The organism is Paraburkholderia silviterrae, assembly GCF_004353915.1.
Lineage (GTDB): Bacteria > Pseudomonadota > Gammaproteobacteria > Burkholderiales > Burkholderiaceae > Paraburkholderia > Paraburkholderia silviterrae.
Map to the genome: position 1 here is coordinate 94,727 of NZ_SMRP01000021.1, position 16,042 is coordinate 110,768.

At 67.8% G+C, this 16,042-nt stretch carries 14 protein-coding genes and 1 pseudogene; 4 read left to right on the forward strand and 11 right to left on the reverse strand.

Annotated elements, in window-relative coordinates:
• Nucleotides 1–157: 157 nt before the first annotated feature.
• Nucleotides 158–535: an ElaB/YgaM/YqjD family protein gene (locus EYW47_RS30165; protein WP_133198491.1), complete on the forward strand. Its 378-nt coding sequence runs from the start codon at nt 158–160 to the stop codon at nt 533–535.
• 118 nt (nt 536–653) lie between these two features.
• Here EYW47_RS30165 and ugpQ read toward each other — a convergent pair whose 3' ends face one another.
• The 8 genes and pseudogenes from ugpQ to pilM all read right to left on the reverse strand — a co-directional run bounded on the left by ugpQ (nt 654) and on the right by pilM (nt 9,203).
• Entirely contained in the window at nt 654–1,415 is a 762-nt protein-coding gene (gene ugpQ, locus EYW47_RS30170; protein ID WP_133198492.1) for a glycerophosphodiester phosphodiesterase, read from the reverse strand.
• 153 nt (nt 1,416–1,568) lie between these two features.
• Nucleotides 1,569–2,705 (reverse strand): annotated as a pseudogene (locus EYW47_RS30175) (deoxyguanosinetriphosphate triphosphohydrolase); the annotation flags it as partial.
• Nucleotides 2,706–3,064: 359 nt separating this feature from the next.
• Nucleotides 3,065–4,156: a 3-dehydroquinate synthase gene (aroB, locus tag EYW47_RS30180; protein WP_133198493.1), complete on the reverse strand. Its 1,092-nt coding sequence runs from the start codon at nt 4,154–4,156 to the stop codon at nt 3,065–3,067.
• A gap of 33 nt (nt 4,157–4,189) precedes the next feature.
• Complete coding sequence (gene aroK / locus EYW47_RS30185) at nt 4,190–4,744, reverse strand: shikimate kinase AroK (protein WP_133198494.1); 555 nt, start codon at nt 4,742–4,744, stop codon at nt 4,190–4,192.
• Between the two features lie 163 nt (nt 4,745–4,907).
• On the reverse strand, nt 4,908–6,515 hold the full coding sequence (locus tag EYW47_RS30190) for a type IV pilus secretin PilQ (protein WP_240763980.1): 1,608 nt from the start codon (nt 6,513–6,515) through the stop codon (nt 4,908–4,910).
• A 95-nt stretch (nt 6,516–6,610) separates the two neighbouring features.
• A complete protein-coding gene (locus EYW47_RS30195; protein WP_133198496.1) occupies nt 6,611–7,444 on the reverse strand; it encodes a hypothetical protein in 834 nt (277 codons plus the stop codon).
• A gap of 56 nt (nt 7,445–7,500) precedes the next feature.
• Complete coding sequence (locus EYW47_RS30200; RefSeq protein WP_133198497.1) at nt 7,501–8,079, reverse strand: PilN domain-containing protein; 579 nt, start codon at nt 8,077–8,079, stop codon at nt 7,501–7,503.
• Nucleotides 8,080–8,189: 110 nt separating this feature from the next.
• A complete protein-coding gene (gene pilM, locus EYW47_RS30205; protein WP_133198498.1) occupies nt 8,190–9,203 on the reverse strand; it encodes a type IV pilus biogenesis protein PilM in 1,014 nt (337 codons plus the stop codon).
• Between the two features lie 305 nt (nt 9,204–9,508).
• Between pilM and EYW47_RS30210 the strand changes: the two genes are divergently transcribed.
• The gene (locus tag EYW47_RS30210) at nt 9,509–11,953 is read left to right on the forward strand and encodes a penicillin-binding protein 1A (RefSeq protein ID WP_133198499.1); all 2,445 of its coding nucleotides are present in this window, start codon (nt 9,509–9,511) and stop codon (nt 11,951–11,953) included.
• A 110-nt stretch (nt 11,954–12,063) separates the two neighbouring features.
• Here EYW47_RS30210 and cyaY read toward each other — a convergent pair whose 3' ends face one another.
• A complete protein-coding gene (gene cyaY / locus EYW47_RS30215; RefSeq protein ID WP_133198500.1) occupies nt 12,064–12,381 on the reverse strand; it encodes an iron donor protein CyaY in 318 nt (105 codons plus the stop codon).
• Between the two features lie 35 nt (nt 12,382–12,416).
• Between cyaY and lptM the strand changes: the two genes are divergently transcribed.
• Nucleotides 12,417–12,776 carry an LPS translocon maturation chaperone LptM gene (gene lptM / locus EYW47_RS30220; RefSeq protein WP_133198501.1) on the forward strand — a complete coding sequence of 120 codons (360 nt, stop codon included), beginning with the start codon at nt 12,417–12,419 and terminating at the stop codon, nt 12,774–12,776.
• Nucleotides 12,777–12,822: 46 nt separating this feature from the next.
• Nucleotides 12,823–14,094, forward strand: a complete 1,272-nt coding sequence (gene lysA, locus EYW47_RS30225) for a diaminopimelate decarboxylase (RefSeq protein ID WP_133198502.1) — start codon at nt 12,823–12,825, stop codon at nt 14,092–14,094.
• A gap of 139 nt (nt 14,095–14,233) precedes the next feature.
• Here lysA and msrQ read toward each other — a convergent pair whose 3' ends face one another.
• Both msrQ and msrP read right to left on the reverse strand, forming a co-directional pair.
• The gene (gene msrQ, locus EYW47_RS30230; protein ID WP_133198503.1) at nt 14,234–14,968 is read right to left on the reverse strand and encodes a protein-methionine-sulfoxide reductase heme-binding subunit MsrQ; all 735 of its coding nucleotides are present in this window, start codon (nt 14,966–14,968) and stop codon (nt 14,234–14,236) included.
• 26 nt (nt 14,969–14,994) lie between these two features.
• Nucleotides 14,995–15,996: a protein-methionine-sulfoxide reductase catalytic subunit MsrP gene (gene msrP, locus EYW47_RS30235; protein WP_133198504.1), complete on the reverse strand. Its 1,002-nt coding sequence runs from the start codon at nt 15,994–15,996 to the stop codon at nt 14,995–14,997.
• Nucleotides 15,997–16,042: the final 46 nt, after the last annotated feature.

Here is a 16,042-nt window from a genome sequence, read left to right on the forward strand (position 1 = left end):
GGCCCGCCTGGCTGGCCCGCGCGTATTTTCGCCTGCACACCTTGGCGCGCCGGGCACCCGAAATGCGCAATACTCGAACTCCTGTCCTCGCCTGTCCCGCTTTTTTTGCGCGGACGCCGCGAGCCCTCTACCTGTGTTTTCAATAACGGAGCCATTCATGAGCGCATTTCCGAACACGCGAGACGCCATCGAAGAATCCTGGACGCGCACGGGCCGCCACGCGCGGCGCATTGCGCGCCGCGGCCGCAGCGCAGCCGCCGACATCGCCGAAGAACTGCGGGATTTGCTCGCCGAACTGGAAACCGCGCTGAGCGAAGGCACGCAAGCCGACGCCGCGGTGCTGCGCGCCGACATCCGCAAGCGCCTCGACTCCGCCCGCGAACGCCTCGAAGTCGCGCGCGCCGCCACGCGCGAGCGCGCCGACGCAGCCATGGCCCAAGCCGACGACTACGTGCACGCGAATCCGTGGCAAGCGATCGCCATCGTAGGCGGCATTGCCCTGGTCACGGGCGCGATTCTCTCGCGCCTGCGCTAAAGCCTTGTCTGGCGACGCGGCCCGCTCATTTGTCTGTCTGCATCGATGGATGGGCTAGCGCACTCGGCGACCCTGAGCCGGTCGCGCGAGCAGCCCGTGAAGCGGGCCTGAAGCGGCGCTATCCGTCGAGCGCGTGCGGCCCGATCAGGTCGATGCGGTCGGTGCAGATGGTGTCCACGCCCCAACTCGCGAGCAGGCGCGCGCGTTCGAGGTCGTTCACCGTGTAGGCGAGAATGAAAAGGCCGGCTTCCTTGATGCTGCGAACGAGCGCCTCGTCCAGATGCCGATGGCTCGCATGCAGCGAAACGCAGCCGAGCGCCGCCGTCTGCTCGCGCCAGTCGTCGGGCACGCGCTCGAACAGCAGGCCGCGCGGCAGATCCGGCGCGGCTTCGCGCGCCGCCGCGAGCGCCTCGAACGAGAACGAGGAAAGCAGCGGCGGCGCTGCCGCCTGATCCAGCCACAGCGCCCGCCACAGCCGCGCCGTCTCCCCGCCTGCGATGCGGCCCGTCTCCACCTCCCGCCCCGGGCACGGCTTGATCTCCACGTTCGCCGCCAGCCCTTCCTCGCGGCAGCACTGCATCGCCTCGGCAAGCGTCGGCATGTGCTCGCCTTCGAAGCGCGGGTCGCACCAGCTGCCCGCATCGAACGCCGCAATCTGGGCGTAGCGCAACTTCGCCGCCGCGCCACGGCCGTTTGAGGTGCGCTCGACAGTGTCGTCGTGCAGCAGGAACGCGACGTTGTCGGCCGAGAGCTTGGCGTCGAACTCCACCATCGTGTACCCGAAGCCGGCACCGACGCATAGCGCCGCCAGCGTGTTCTCCGGCGCGAGCGTGCCGCCGCCGCGGTGCGCGGCAACGCGCGGATACGGCCAGTTCTTCATTGTCTGGACTCCAGAGAGAGGCTTCGCTCAGCGCCGCGCGCGGCGGATTGGGACGCGGTCGGTTTTGACGCGATTGGTCTAGACACGGTCGGTCTAGATGCGGTCGGCTTAGACACGGTCGGCCTGGACACGGCCGGCCTGGACGCGGTCGTCTCAGACATCGTCTGAGACGACAAACAGGCGCCGGTACTCCTTGAGCGCATAACGATCGGTCATGCCGGCGATGTAATGCGCGATCTGGCGCGGCTGAGATGCTTCGTCGGGCGTCTGATAAGCCGGGGGCAACAGACGCGGATCGTCGGAAAACGCCTCGAAAAGCCCCTTCACGACGCGCTGCGCCTTGTTCGCCATGCGCATCACGCGGTAGTGCCGGTACAGATTCCGGTACAAAAACCGCTTGAGGACGGCTGCCTGCTCCGCCACCCCCTCGCTGTGCGCGACGATGGGGGGCGCGGCGCGCACGTCGTCGAGCGACTGCGGCGCGTATTGGGCGAGATTGCGGCACGTCTGCTCGATCAGGTCGACGATCAACGTGTTGATGATGCGCCGCACGGTCTCGTGCACGAGCCGCCGCCCTTCGATGCGCGGATACTCGGCGCGCGCGGCTTCGTAATGCGTTTGCCAGAGCTCGACCTCGGCGAGCTGCTCGATGGTGAGGAGCCCCGAACGCAAGCCGTCGTCCACGTCGTGGTTGTTGTAGGCGATTTCGTCGGCGATGTTGGCGATCTGCGCCTCGAGCGAGGGCTGACGCCCGAGCAGGAAACGCTCGCCCAGCTCGCCCAGACTTCGCGCGTGCTCGCGCGAGCAGTGCTTGAGGATGCCTTCGCGCGTCTCGAAGCACAGGTTCAGGCCGTCGAACGCGCCGTAATGCTCCTCGAGCTCGTCGACGACGGCAAGACTCTGCAGGTTGTGCTCGAAGCCGCCGTGCTCGCGCATGCATTCGTTGAGCGCGTCCTGACCCGCATGGCCGAACGGCGTATGGCCGAGGTCGTGCGCAAGCGAGATGGCCTCGACGAGATCCTCGTTCACGCGCAAGTTGCGGGCGACCGAGCGCGCGATCTGCGCGACTTCGAGGCTGTGCGTGAGCCGTGTGCGAAAGAGATCGCCTTCGTGGTTCACGAACACCTGAGTCTTGTATTCGAGCCGGCGGAAGGCCGTGGAATGGACGATGCGGTCGCGGTCGCGCTGAAACTCGCTGCGCGCAGCGGGCGGCGGCTCCGCAAACCGGCGGCCGCGCGATTGCGAGGCATGCGCCGCGTAAGGCGCGAGCCCCGCGTCGAACGCGGCAAGCACCGCGTCCATGCGCGGAGCCTCGCCGCCGCCTCGCGCGCCGACGCCATGGGCGGGGTTCGTCTCGCTTCGCGCGTCGGCGCGGGCGGCCTGGTCGGTTGCTTGCGCGCCTGCTTCCAGGCCTGCTTTTACGCCTGCTTGCACGCCTGATTCCGCGCGTGCTTCCGTGCCCGCGCCGCTGCCTGCGTGGCTGTCTTCGCGCTTGCCTGCGCGCTTGTCCGGGGATGCGCCTCGAATGTCGCTGCGGGTGTCGCTCAACGGTTCCTCCGCAAAGATCTCAATGGGGGCGGCCGCTGCCTCGCGGGCGCAGGCCGCGCTCGTTCAGGCCACGATTCAGCCCGCGATTCGAACCGCCAGATTCAGGCCTTCACGGTGGCGGCGAGCGTCGCCTGCACGGCCTCGTCAGGCGCACGACCGATATGCGTCTGCCCAAAGCGCTCGAGCAGGATGAACTTGATCGCGCCACCTTCGGCTTTCTTGTCGACCTGCATGAGCTCGACGTAGCGCCCGGCGCCGAGCGCGGGCGCCTCGACGGGCAGCTTCGCCGCCTTCACCACGCGCACGAGCCGCTCCCGCGACGCTTCGTCGAGCATGCCGAGCCGCACCGAGAGATCCGCCGCCATCACCATGCCGCAGCCCACGGCCTCGCCGTGCAGCCATTCACCATAGCCAAGACCCGCTTCAATCGCATGACCGAACGTGTGGCCGAAGTTGAGGATCGCGCGCAGGCCGCCTTCGCGCTCGTCCGCGGCCACCACCGACGCCTTGATCTCGCACGAGCGCTTCACCGCGTGCGCGAGCGCCTCGGGCTCGCAGCGGTTGAGCGCCTCGACGTTCGCCTCGATCCACTCGAAGAATTCGGCGTCGGCGATCGCGCCCGTCTTGATGACTTCGGCAACGCCCGCCGCCAGTTCGCGCGGCGGCAGCGTGCGCAGTGCGCCGATGTCGGCGATCACGGCCTGCGGCTGATAGAACGCGCCGATCATGTTCTTGCCGAGCGGATGGTTAATGCCCGTCTTGCCGCCCACCGACGAATCGACCTGCGAGAGCAGCGTCGTGGGCACCTGGATGAACGGCACGCCGCGCATGTAGCAGGCGGCCGCAAAGCCCGTCATGTCGCCGGTCACACCGCCGCCCAGCGCGATCAACGTGGTCTTGCGGTCGGCGCGCGCGGTGAGGAGCGCGTCGAAGATCTGATTGAGCGTTTCCCAGTTCTTGTATGCCTCGCCATCGGGCAGCACGACCGTATGCACGTCCTTGCCGAGCGGAGCCAGCGCGGCGCGCAGCTTCTCGCCGTACAGCGGCTCGACGACGGTATTGGTGACGATGGTGACCGACTTGCCGGCGATATGCGGCGCGAACAACGCCGTCTGGCCAATCAGGTCGGTACCGATGTGGATGGGGTAGGCGCGGTCGCCCAGTTCGACGTTGACGGTAATCATGCGAGGCATTCGTTCAGGATGGGTGGCGCGTGCAGGAACACCCTACTCGCGTGCCGGGGTTCGAGCGACGCCGGCCATGTCGAGCTGCATCAACACCATGTTGACGAGGCCGTTCACCGATGGCCGGCCGGTCTCGATCACGAAGTCGGCGATCTCGCGATAAAGCGGATCGCGTTGCTCATAGAGCGCTTCGAGGCGCCCCTTGGGGTCTTCGGTCTGCAAGAGCGGCCGGTTCTTGTCGCGCCGCGTGCGCAGCCACAGATCGTGCGGATGCGCGCGCAAATAGACGACGAAGCCGCGCTCCTTGAGCGCCGCGCGGTTCTCGGGCCGCAGCACGGCGCCGCCGCCCGTCGCGAGCACGATGCCTTCGCGCGCGCTGAGCTCGTCGATCATGTGAGCTTCGCGATCGCGAAAACCCGCCTCGCCTTCCAGTTCGAAGATCACCGGAATGCGCGCGCCCGTGCGCGCCTCGATCTCGTGATCGGAGTCGAAAAACGGACGCTCAAGCCGGCGCGCGACCGCCCGGCCCACGGTCGTCTTGCCGGCGCCCATGAGCCCTACGAAAAATACATTGGCGTTTGCGTCCCGCACTTGCAGCGTTTCCTACGAAAGGTTGGTGCCGCAGCTTACTGGCAAAGCGGCGGCGTTGTCGAGCCTGCGGCGCCCACGGTCCGGCCCTTTTCAAGGAGACCGTGCGGCGCTGCGCAGATTGGGGGCCAAACCATGAGTCTTATGTATGACTTATGCCCGCGCGCCCCATCTAGTCCGCGCTGACCACGCGCGGCGTGATGAACACGACCAGTTCGCTGCGTCTGTCGCGGTGCGCGCGATGCGAAAACAACGCGCCCAAAAACGGTATTTTGCCCAGGAGCGGGACGCGCGTCACATCGTCCCGGTCGTCTGTCGCGTCGATGCCGCCAATCGAGACCGTGCCGCCGTCCTCGATCTCCACGCGTGTCTGCACGTGCTTGGTGTGGATCGCCGGCCCCGCGGCGGTTTGCTCGCCCACGCTGTCCTTCGCCACGTCGAGGTCGAGGATCACGCGGCCGTCGGGCGTGATCTGCGGCTCGACCTCCAGCTTGAGCGTGGCGCGGCGAAATTGCACGCCCGAGACGCCCTGCCCGACCTTGGCCTGATACGGCAGCTCGGTGCCCTGCTCGACGATGGCCTTGGTGCGGTCGGCCGTCACGACGCGTGGACTCGACACCACCCGCCCACGCCCCTCGGCTTCCAGCGCGCTCAGCTCGACATCCAGCAGGCGTGTCGCGCGTGCTGCCAACAGCGTAAGGCCGAGCTGAGCGGCATCGAAGCCGGAGAGCGGCCCCGCCGGCAAGTCGTAGACCGTGCCAACCGCGCTGCCGTGCAGTCCGCGCGCAACGCCGTCTGGGTCGGTCGGGTAGAGTCCGAGCCGCACGCCCAGTTCGCGCGACAAGCCTTCGTCCCCTTCGACGATACGCGCCTCGATCAGCACCTGGCGCGCGGGCGCGTCGAGCCGCCAGATGAGCTCGGCAATCTGGGCGAGGCGCGCCGGCAAATCGGTGACGAACAGCAGATTCGTGCGCGCGTCCGCCACGGCGGCACCGCGCTTCGAAAGCGCTCGCTGCGTGCCGGAACCGGTCAGGATCCGGCGCAGGTCTTCGGCGCGCGCGTACTGGAGTTCGAACGCCCGGCTCGCGAGCGGCTCCAGCTCGGCGGCGCGCGCGTGCGCTTCGAACAACTGGCGCTCGCGCGCAGCAAGGTCCGCCGCGGGCGCGACCCAGAGTACGCGGCCGGTGCGTTCCATGGCGAGACCGTTCGACACTAGCAGCAGGTCGAATGCCGCGCGCCACGGCACGCGGTCAAGGCGCAGCGTGACCTGGCCACGCACGCGCTCGCTCGCCACAATGCTCAGCTTCGTGAATTGCGCGAACGCGTGCAGCACGGCCGATAGCTCAGCGCGCTGGAAATTGAGCGAGATCGGACGGTCAGGCGGCAGGCCGTCGTCGCCCGGCGCCGCGCCACTCAGGCGCGCAGGCGCGCGCAGCGGCACGGGCGGGCCTTCAAGCGGTGGAGTCGCGTCAGGCGGGGCGGCGCCGGCAACTGGCGCTGGCACAGGCGCGGGCCCCACGCGCGACGCCGCCGGATCGACGCCCTCTCCCTCGGCAGCGCCCGGCAACGAGGCGGCGTCCGCGCCATTTGCAGGCACGAACGGATTCGCGACCCAGCCAGTCGGCGCATCGGCCTCCCCACCCGTTCCGTTTGGCGGCAGCGGCGGCATCTCGTAACGAGCAAGCGGCACGGCGGCCTGGCGCCACGCCGGCAGCGGCGGCGGCACGGCGCCGCGTGCTGCGGGCGTGACCACCACGGCTTGCGCGATCAACACGAGCATGCAAATGAGCAAGTGGTTCGTGCGGCCCGCAAGAGCCGAATTTCGACGTGCACGCCACGATAAGCCCGCGCCCAAACGCACCGATTGTCCGCACTTCATTTGGCGTCCTCCGCCCAGGTCAGGGAGTGCGTCGCGCCGTCGAGCGCGAGCACGACGCGCGCCGCATCCACGCTCGACACATGCGCGCCCCCAAGCGTGGCACCGGCCTGCACGGCCACCGTGCCTTCGGCGGTTTCGACAAGGGCAATGGCTCGGCCGCGCTCCACCAGCATGCCGGCGAGGCGCATCGCAACACCACCCTGCCCCGCCGCGGCGCCCAGTGCTCCAGCGAAGCGGCTTGCGAACGGATCCGCAAGCGCGCCGCCTGCTTCGCCGCGGCGCGCAATGGCAACGGCGGGCAATCCGTCGAACACCTGCAGCATGGCCGAGACCGCCAGCCCCTCGCCGCTGCGTCTGACCGTGAGTTCCGCAGGCACGGCAAGCTCGGGCAGCGCCGCAAGTCCTTCGAGGAAAGCACGCAGCTGTCCGAAGCTGCCCCAGGCAACCAGCTTCGTCGTGCGAAACGCCTGCGCCCGGGGACCGCCCGAAGCCGCCGGCTCCAGCGCGATCAGCACAAGCCCGGCCTGCGCCGCAAGCTGCGACACGCTGCGGATGTCGCCGGCGGCGCTGCCGTCGCGCACGCGCTGCGGCCAGTCCTGCGCGTCGCGCTGCAAGGCCGACAGACGCGCCAGCGTTTGCCGCGCGCCCGCGAGCCGCGCTTTGGCGTCGGCCAGCGCGGATTGCGCCGCCAGCCCGCCACCGAGATCGAGGGCCACGCAGGCGCCGCCCATCAGTCCCGCGGCCAGTGCGCCAAACGCTGTAGCGATGGCGGCACGCCGCCGGCCGCTCCACGCGTGCAAGGGCAGCCAGCCGCGCAAGAGTTCAGGCACACGGCCCAAAGCGCGTGAGCGCCCGACCGGACGGGCGCGTGTCCCAAATACGGCATTCATTTCTCCCCCTTCGCGCTCACGCCACGCGTTGCGCCAGCTGCGTTTGCCGCCGCGCCCTTCCACGCGAGCCGCACCGCCACCCGGATCGGCGCGCCGCGCCCCGCGCGCTCACGCGCGAGCCCGCCCTCCTGCGCGCGCTTCAATTCGCGCACGTTGACCGCCGCGATCCCTGGGAGCGCGTGCAGGCGTGCAAGCCACGCGGCCGCCGCGGCTTCGTCTGCCGCGCTCGCCTGCAGCTCGGTTTCTTCGGCGCGCTGCGCAAGCTGCTCGAGGACAACGCCCTCCGTGCGCGCCCGCGACAACGCCTCGATGAGCGCAAAAACGTGCACGAGCGGCCTCGCCCGCTGCTGCGCCTCGGCGCGCGCGGCGCGCCGCTCATCGGCTTCGCGTGCGAGCTTGCGCGCCAGCGTCAGTGGCGCATCGAGACGCGCGAGCTGTTCCTCCATCGCCTCGCGGGCCGCCTCCGCACGGGTGCGCTCGAGCAGTTGCCACCCAGCCGCGGCGCTGCCGCATGCGCCGCCCACGATCAGCGCCGCCAGCCATTCGAGTGCGCGGCGCCTACGCAGGCGCCGCATTGCGCCCTGCCGCCATGGCAGCAAGTTGAATCCGCCGACGCCCGATCCGGGCACGGCCCTCCCATCAAGCGTGCTGTCCGCCGCCGCGTGCGCGCTGCCCGCCCCCGCGCTCATTCGCTCACCCCGCGCATGGCGAGGCCGAATGCGACGGCACAGGACGGGTCGTTTAGCAGATTGGCGTCGAGCGGGCGGTCGGCGTCGGCGAGCGGTGCACATTCGAAAGGCAGCACGGGACAGGCGAGCACATCGCCGATATCGGCGAGCGAAAAATGCACGCCACGCAGCATGGCAAGGTCGCCGGCCACGAGCGCGCAGCCCGTCTCCTCGGCCTGCGCCAGATCTCGCAAGGCCTCGACGAGATCCACGTGCTCGAGCGCCGGAAAACGCATGGTCCGCACCACGGACTCCTCGGCGACGAACCAGCCGTGCACGCCATCCGCGCCGATCCACAGCGCCACCCAGGCCTCGTGCGGCGGCAGCTCGAACGCCGCCGCATGGCGCATCGCACGCAGCGCGGCATGCGCCTCGTCGTCCACCGCGCACAACGCGACGCCCGCCATTGCGGCGCATTCGATGCGCGCCTCCAGATGGGCGCGCGCCGTAGCCGCGATCGTGACCTGCGCCTCGTGCAAGGACGCTATGCCGCACTCGAGCGCAAGCGGACCGACGCGCCAGTCCACGGCAAGCTCGGTGCGCTCGATGCCGGACACGCGCTCCGCCTCGGCCAGCACGAGCGGCTCGAGCTCCGTGTAGAGGCCCGAAGCGTCCACCCTCCGCACAGTTGCGGCAGCAGGCGCCGGCGCCAGCCGCGCGAGCGGCATGGACGCAAGCAGCGTCGCCCCCGAGGGCAGCGCCATCGCGCAACGCAGCGAGGCTTGGGCGCAGGTGTGCGGAAGCGCGCCGAACACCTCCTGCAACGCGCCCACCAGCGCCGGGCGATCGACGATCTCCGCGCCCGAGAGCGCCTCGCGCGCAAGCGGCACGCGCCCCAGCCATTCAATGCGCAGCGGCCCGCCGCCGAACAGCGGCTGACTCAGGACCACCAGCGTGACGCCGTGCGCGCCGACGTCGATACCCGCGCCAAAACGGCGCGCGCCCAGCAACAACGGATTGAGCAAGCTCATCGCATTCCTCCCTTGTGCGTCGCGCCGCGAACCATTCACGACGCGCTCAGGGGGAAATTGTGCGAAGCGGCGCGTGCCGCGCACACTCGTCCGGATGGCCAATCCACGCATGGCGGGCCTTCGGCGATCTTCTCGCGCATGCGAGACAGGGCTAGAGTGCGTCTATGTGTCCAGGCCCTCCCCGCCGTCCCGCCGGCACCACCGCCCCGCCCTCATCCCGCCTCGCCACGCACCATGCGTAAGCATTCCGAAAGCGCACCGGGGGCGGGCGGCTATAATCGCGGGACTGTTTTTCCGGTGTCCGTATGCAAGAAGCTCCGCCTCCCTCGTCTGTTCCTCCGCCCACGCCGCCCGCGCCGCACAAGCGCAAGCGGCCCTGGTGGCTCAAGCTGCTGATCGGCTTTTTCGGGCTGATCGTGGGCGCCGCCGCCTGTATGGCGCTCGTGCTCGGCTATGCGCTCATCGTCGCCACGCCGAACCTGCCCTCGCTCGACGCGCTCACCGACTATCGCCCGAAGGTGCCGCTGCGCATCTACACGCGCGACCACGTGCTGATCGGCGAATTCGGCGAGGAGCGGCGCGACATCGTCCATATCCAGGACGTGCCCGAGAACCTCAAGAAGGCGATCCTCGCGATCGAGGACGCGCGCTTCTACGAGCACGGCGGCGTCGATCTCACGGGCATTGCGCGCGCGGGCTTCGTCGCGCTCACCAACGGCCATGCCTCGCAGGGCGCGAGCACCATCACCATGCAGGTGGCGCGCAACTTCTTCCTTTCCAGCGAGAAGACCTACACGCGCAAGATCTACGAGATGCTGCTCGCCTACAAGATCGAGTCGAAGCTCTCCAAGGATCAGATTCTCGAGGTGTACATGAATCAGATCTATCTGGGGCAGCGCGCCTACGGCTTCGCAAGCGCGGCGCGCGTGTACTTCGGAAAGGATCTGAAAGATCTCACGCTCGCCGAATGCGCGATGCTCGCGGGTCTCCCGAAGGCACCCTCCGCGTATAACCCGGTCGTCAATCCGAAGCGCGCCAAGGTGCGTCAGGAGTACATCCTCGAGCGCATGCTGGAGCTGCACTACATCACCCAGCAGCAATACGACGAGGCCGCGAAGCAGCCGCTCGTCGTCAAGGGCGCGGGCAAGGAATTCAGCGTGCACGCCGAGTACGTGGCGGAAATGGTGCGCCAGATGATGTACGCCCAGTATCACGAAGAGGCCTACACGCGCGGCCTGAGCGTGGTCACGACCATCGATTCGGCCGATCAGGACGTCGCCTATCGCGCGCTGCGCCAAGGGTTGATGGACTACGAGCGGCGTCACGGCTACCGCGGGCCCGAGGCGTTCATCGACTTGCCCGACGACGCCGACGATCGCGAGCAGGCCATCGACGACGCCCTGCTCGAGCACCCCGACAATGGCGAGCTCGTAGCAGCCGTTGTCACGGCGGCAAGCCCGAAAGAGGTGCAAGCCACCTTCATGGACGGCAACACTGCCACCCTCAAGGGCGACGGCCTGCGCTTCGCGCAATACAACCTCTCCGCGCGCGCGCAGCCGAGTCAGCGCATCCGGCCGGGCGCGATCATCCGCGTCGTGCGCAATAATTCAGGAAACAGCGCGGGCGAATGGTCGATCACGCAATTGCCGCAGATCGAAGGGGCGTTCGTCTCCATCGTGCCGCAGGACGGTGCCATCCGCGCGCTGGTGGGCGGCTTCGACTTCAACAAGAACAAGTTCAACCATGTCACGCAGGCGTGGCGCCAGCCGGGCTCGAGCTTCAAGCCGTTCATCTACTCGGCCTCGCTCGACAAGGGGCTCGGACCGGCCACCGTCATCAACGACGCACCGCTGTTCTTCAGCGCCGCGGAAACGGGCGGCCAGGCGTGGGAGCCGAAGAACTATGGCGGCGGCTTCGACGGGCCGATGACCATGCGCACCGCGCTCATGAAGTCGAAAAACCTCGTGTCGATCCGCATCCTCAACCATATCGGCACGAAGTACGCGCAGCAATACATCACGCACTTCGGCTTCGACGCCGCGCGCCATCCGGCCTATCTGCCGATGGCGCTAGGCGCGGGCCTCGTCACGCCGCTGCAAATGGCGGGCGGCTATGCCGTATTCGCCAATGGCGGCTATCGCGTGAATCCGTATCTGATCGCCGAAGTCACCGATCAGCGCGGCGTGGTGCTCGCGCAGGCGCAGCCGCTCGTGGCCAGCCAGAACGCGCCCCGCGCGATCGACCCGCGCAACGCGTACATCATGAACAGCCTGCTGCAAAGCGTCGCGCAACGCGGCACGGGCGCGAAATCGAACGCCCTGAAGCGCACCGACCTCGGCGGCAAGACCGGCACGACCAACGACTCGCGCGACGCCTGGTTCGCGGGCTATCAGCACACGCTCGCGGCCATCGCGTGGATCGGCTACGACAATCCGCGCAGCCTCGGCGACAAGGAGACCGGCGGCGGCCTCGCACTGCCGGTGTGGATCGAATACATGCAAAAGGCGCTCAACGGCGTGCCCGAGTACAAGATGCCGATGCCCGACGGCGTCGTCTCGCTCGGCGACGAGCTTTACTATGCCGACGCCACGCCGGGCCGCGGCTTCGTATCGACGGTGGGCATCAGCCAGGCCGCACTGGAAGCCCAGTCGAGCGGGACCTCGGGCGCGGGCGGCGAGCCGGGTCCGGCGCCCGAGCACGTCAACGCGAAGGAGAAGGAAGACATCATGAACCTGTTCCGCGGACACTAGGCGCGGCAGCACGCAGGCGCCACCATAAAAAATGGGCACCCTCGGGTGCCCATTTTCACGTTGAGCGTCTTGGCGCTTCACGTCGGATTCACAGCGGCGTCACGGCGACCTCAAGGCACGAACGTGACCGGCTCGCCGGCCTGCTCGGTCGCATAGGCGGTGAGCGCCGAAAAGAACTCGGTGCCCGAGCGCGTATCGCGCCACTCGCCTTCGATGAACCGGTAATGAAACCCGCCCGCCTTCGCCGCGATCCAAATCTCGCTCATCGGCGGCTGCAGATTCACGATGATCTTCGTGCGATTCTCGAATTCGAGCGTCAGAACGTTGCCGCTGCGCTCGAGTTCGATGTCGGCATCGGCCTCGTCCACGGCGCGCTCCACCGCCGCCAGCACGGCCTCCGCGCGGCTCAGGTAGTCACTATCTGGCATGCTAAACTCCACCGGTTAATCATTCAGGGACAATTATGCGTGTCAATTTCAGGATGCGCGCACGGACGCCCCGCGTATCGACGACCGGCAAGATTCTAGCCGCTTTCGCGATCAGCGCTGTCGCCGCGCTTTCGTTGGCAGGCTGCGGCCAGAAGGGTCCGCTCTACATGCCCAAGGTGCCGCCGCTCCCGCAGAAGCCTAATTTCGAGACTCAGCCCGACGACAACGCGCAGCAGTCGCCCGAAACAGCAATGCCTGCATCGGGCGCGCAAGCCGGCGAGCTTCCCGACACGTCGGGCACGCCGCTTACGCTGTCCCCGGATGCCGAACTGAATTCCGCGCCCGCGGTCGCCAGCGGCGCGCAACCTGCTTCCGCTTCAGCCCCGGCTCAGTAAGCAGCCGCCTGAGCAGAAACCCGCACCGACTCAACCAGACGCTCGCATGACCCAGCCCGCTTTTCACCGTGACAACGGCACGCTCTTCGTCGAAGGCGTGTCCGCTGCCGATCTCGCCGCACAGTACGGCACCCCGCTCTACGTCTACTCGCGCGCGGCGCTCAGCGCCGCATGGCACGCCTACGCGGACGCCTGCGCGGGCCGCCGCGCCACGGTGCACGTTGCGGTCAAGGCGAACAGCAATCTCGCCGTGCTCAACGTATTCGCGCGCGAGGGCGCGGGCTTCGACATCGTTTCGGGCGGCGAGCTTGCGCGCGTGCTGGCAGCCGGCGGCAAGGCGGCGAACACGGTGTTCTCGGGCGTAGGCAAGCACCCCGACGAAATGCGCATGGCGCTCGAAGCGGGCGTGAAGTGCTTCAACGTCGAGTCGATTCCCGAGCTCGACCGCCTGAACGCCGTCGCGGGCGAGCTGGGCAAGAAGGCGCCGGTCTCGCTGCGCGTGAACCCGGACGTCGATGCAAAGACGCATCCGTACATTTCCACGGGCCTGAAGTCGAACAAGTTCGGCGTCGCGTTCGACGAGGCGCGCGCGACCTACCGCGCGGCGGCTGCCATGCCGCATCTGGACGTGGTCGGCATCGATTGCCATATCGGCTCGCAGATCACCGAAGTCGCGCCGTATCTCGACGCCGTCGACAAGGTGCTCGAACTCGTCGACCAGATCGAGTCGGACGGTGTGCATATCCACCATGTCGATGTGGGCGGCGGCCTCGGCATCCGCTACGACGACGAAACGCCGCCCGATATCGGCGAATTCGTGCGCACCGTGCTCGACCGCATCGAGGCGCACGGCGCGAAGACGGGCAAGACCCGCGAGGTGTTCTTCGAGCCGGGCCGCTCGCTCGTCGGCAATGCCGGCATCCTGCTCACGACCGTCGAGTTCCTGAAGCCCGGCGCGGAAAAGAATTTCGCGATCGTCGACGCCGCGATGAACGACCTCGCACGCCCGGCCATGTACGAGGCGTATCACGCCATCGAGCCCGTCACCGAGCGCGCCAGCGTCGCGCACACCTATGACATCGTCGGCCCGGTGTGCGAGAGCGGCGACTGGCTGGGCCGCGAGCGCACGCTCGCGATCGAGGCTGGCGACGTGCTTGCGATCCGCTCGGCGGGCGCGTATGGCTTCGTGATGAGCTCGAACTACAACACGCGCCCGCGCGCGGCCGAAGTCATGGTCGACGGCACGCGCGTGCACGTCGCGCGCGAGCGCGAGACGGTGCAGCAACTGTTCGCCGGCGAGTACCTGCTGCCGGATTGAGCGGCGCCGGGCGCAACGCGCTTGTGTTGAATGCAAAAAAGCGACGCAATCGTGCGTCGCTTTTTTGTTGGCTGCGCGTTGTTGGCCGAGTTCTGCCGGCCGGGTTTTGTTGCCCGCGAGACGTCCCGTGTGCGGACGGCTAGAGGCGCATCGCCGGACGCGCCTTCAGCCGCACGACCAGCCATGCGCCGATCCGCCAGCCAAGCAGCGCAACCATGATCGCGCCATAGAGCTTGGGCAGCACGAGATCGTGCTTGCCCGCCCGCATCCACCAGAAATGCAGGATCGCGAGGACGCCGATCGCATAGACCAGCCGGTGCAGCGTCTGCCAGCGGCGGCCGAGCTTGCGCGCCATCGCGCGCGTCGAGGTGACAGCGAGCGGAATCAGCAGCACGAAGGCCGCGAAACCCACCGTGATGAAGGGCCGCTTGCCGATGTCCTTCAGCATCGCGGCCACGTCGAACCATTTGTCGAACCAGATGTACGTGGTGAAGTGCAGCACGGCGTAAAAGAAAGCGTAGAGCCCGAGCATGCGCCTAAAGCGGATCAGCGTGCTCCAGCCCGTGAGCCGGCGCAGCGGCGTGACCGCGAGCGTGATGCAGAGGAACACGAGCGTCCATAGACCCGTCGAGCGCGTGATGAACTCGATCGGATTGGCCCCGAGCCTGTCCGTCACGCCGAAGAGCACGATGCGCGCGAGCGGATACCACGCCGCGACAAACACCACGCCCTTCGCCCAAGGCAGCCAGCGCGGGCCGCTGACTGCCGGCCTCGCTTGCGCCGCGCGAGGGGTCGCCTCGCTCTTCGTGCCGCCTGCCGCAGTCTGTACGCTAGCGCGTGCCGTCGCGCGTGGCGAAACGGTCGTCGATTCCATCGGTTGCTCCACTGCCGCCTCGTAGCTCAGAAGTTTTTGCGCAAATCCATGCCCTGATACATCGACGCCACGAGGTCGCCGTAGCCGTTGAACATGAGCGTCTTGCGCTTGGGCGTGAAAAAGCCGTCCTCGCCGATGCGCCGCTCGGTCGCCTGGCTCCAGCGCGGGTGATCGACGTTCGGATTGACGTTCGAATAGAAGCCGTATTCGTTGGACGCGTAGGTATTCCAGCTCGTCGGCGGCTGCTTCTCCACGAAGCGGATCTTCACGAGCGACTTCGCACTCTTGAAGCCGTACTTCCACGGCACCACCACGCGCACGGGCGCGCCGTTCTGGTTCGGCAGCACCTGGCCGTAGAGGCCAACGGTGAGCAGCGTGAGCGGGTTCATTGCCTCGTCCATGCGCAACCCTTCGGAGTACGGCCAATCGAGGATCGGGTCGGCGAGGCCGGGCATTTGCGAGCGGTCGTCGAGCGTGATGAACTGCACGTATTTCGCGTTGCCGGTAGGCTGCGCGCGGCGAATCAGCTCGGAAAGCGACACGCCAATCCACGGAACCACAATGGACCAGCCTTCCACGCAGCGGTGCCGGTAGACGCGCTCCTCGAGCGGCGCGAGCTTGAGAATCTCGTCGATGTCGTAGACCTTCGCGTTCTTCACCTCGCCTTCCACGCTCACCTTCCAGGGGCGCGGGCGCAGCGTGTGCGCATTTTCGGCAGGGTCGCCCTTGTCGGTGCCGAACTCGTAGAAGTTGTTGTAGGTCGTGATGTCCTTGTAGGGCGTGACCTTGTCGAGCGCGACGAACTTCGTGTTGGTCTTCGCGCCGAGCTTGAGCGCCTTCGGGTCCGGCGATGAATATTCCGCGAACGCATCGCGCGCGCCGAACATTCCCGTGACACCGCCGAGCGCAAGCGCGCCCGCTGCCTTCATGATCCGGCGGCGCTGTTCATACACCTTTTGCGGCGTGATCTCGCTCGCGGCGATGTCGTCGCCGTTGAGGATGATCCTGCTGCTGCGCTTGATCCACATGTTGTTGCTCCTGTCCCGGCGATCCATCAAGGATTGGACCCGCCGC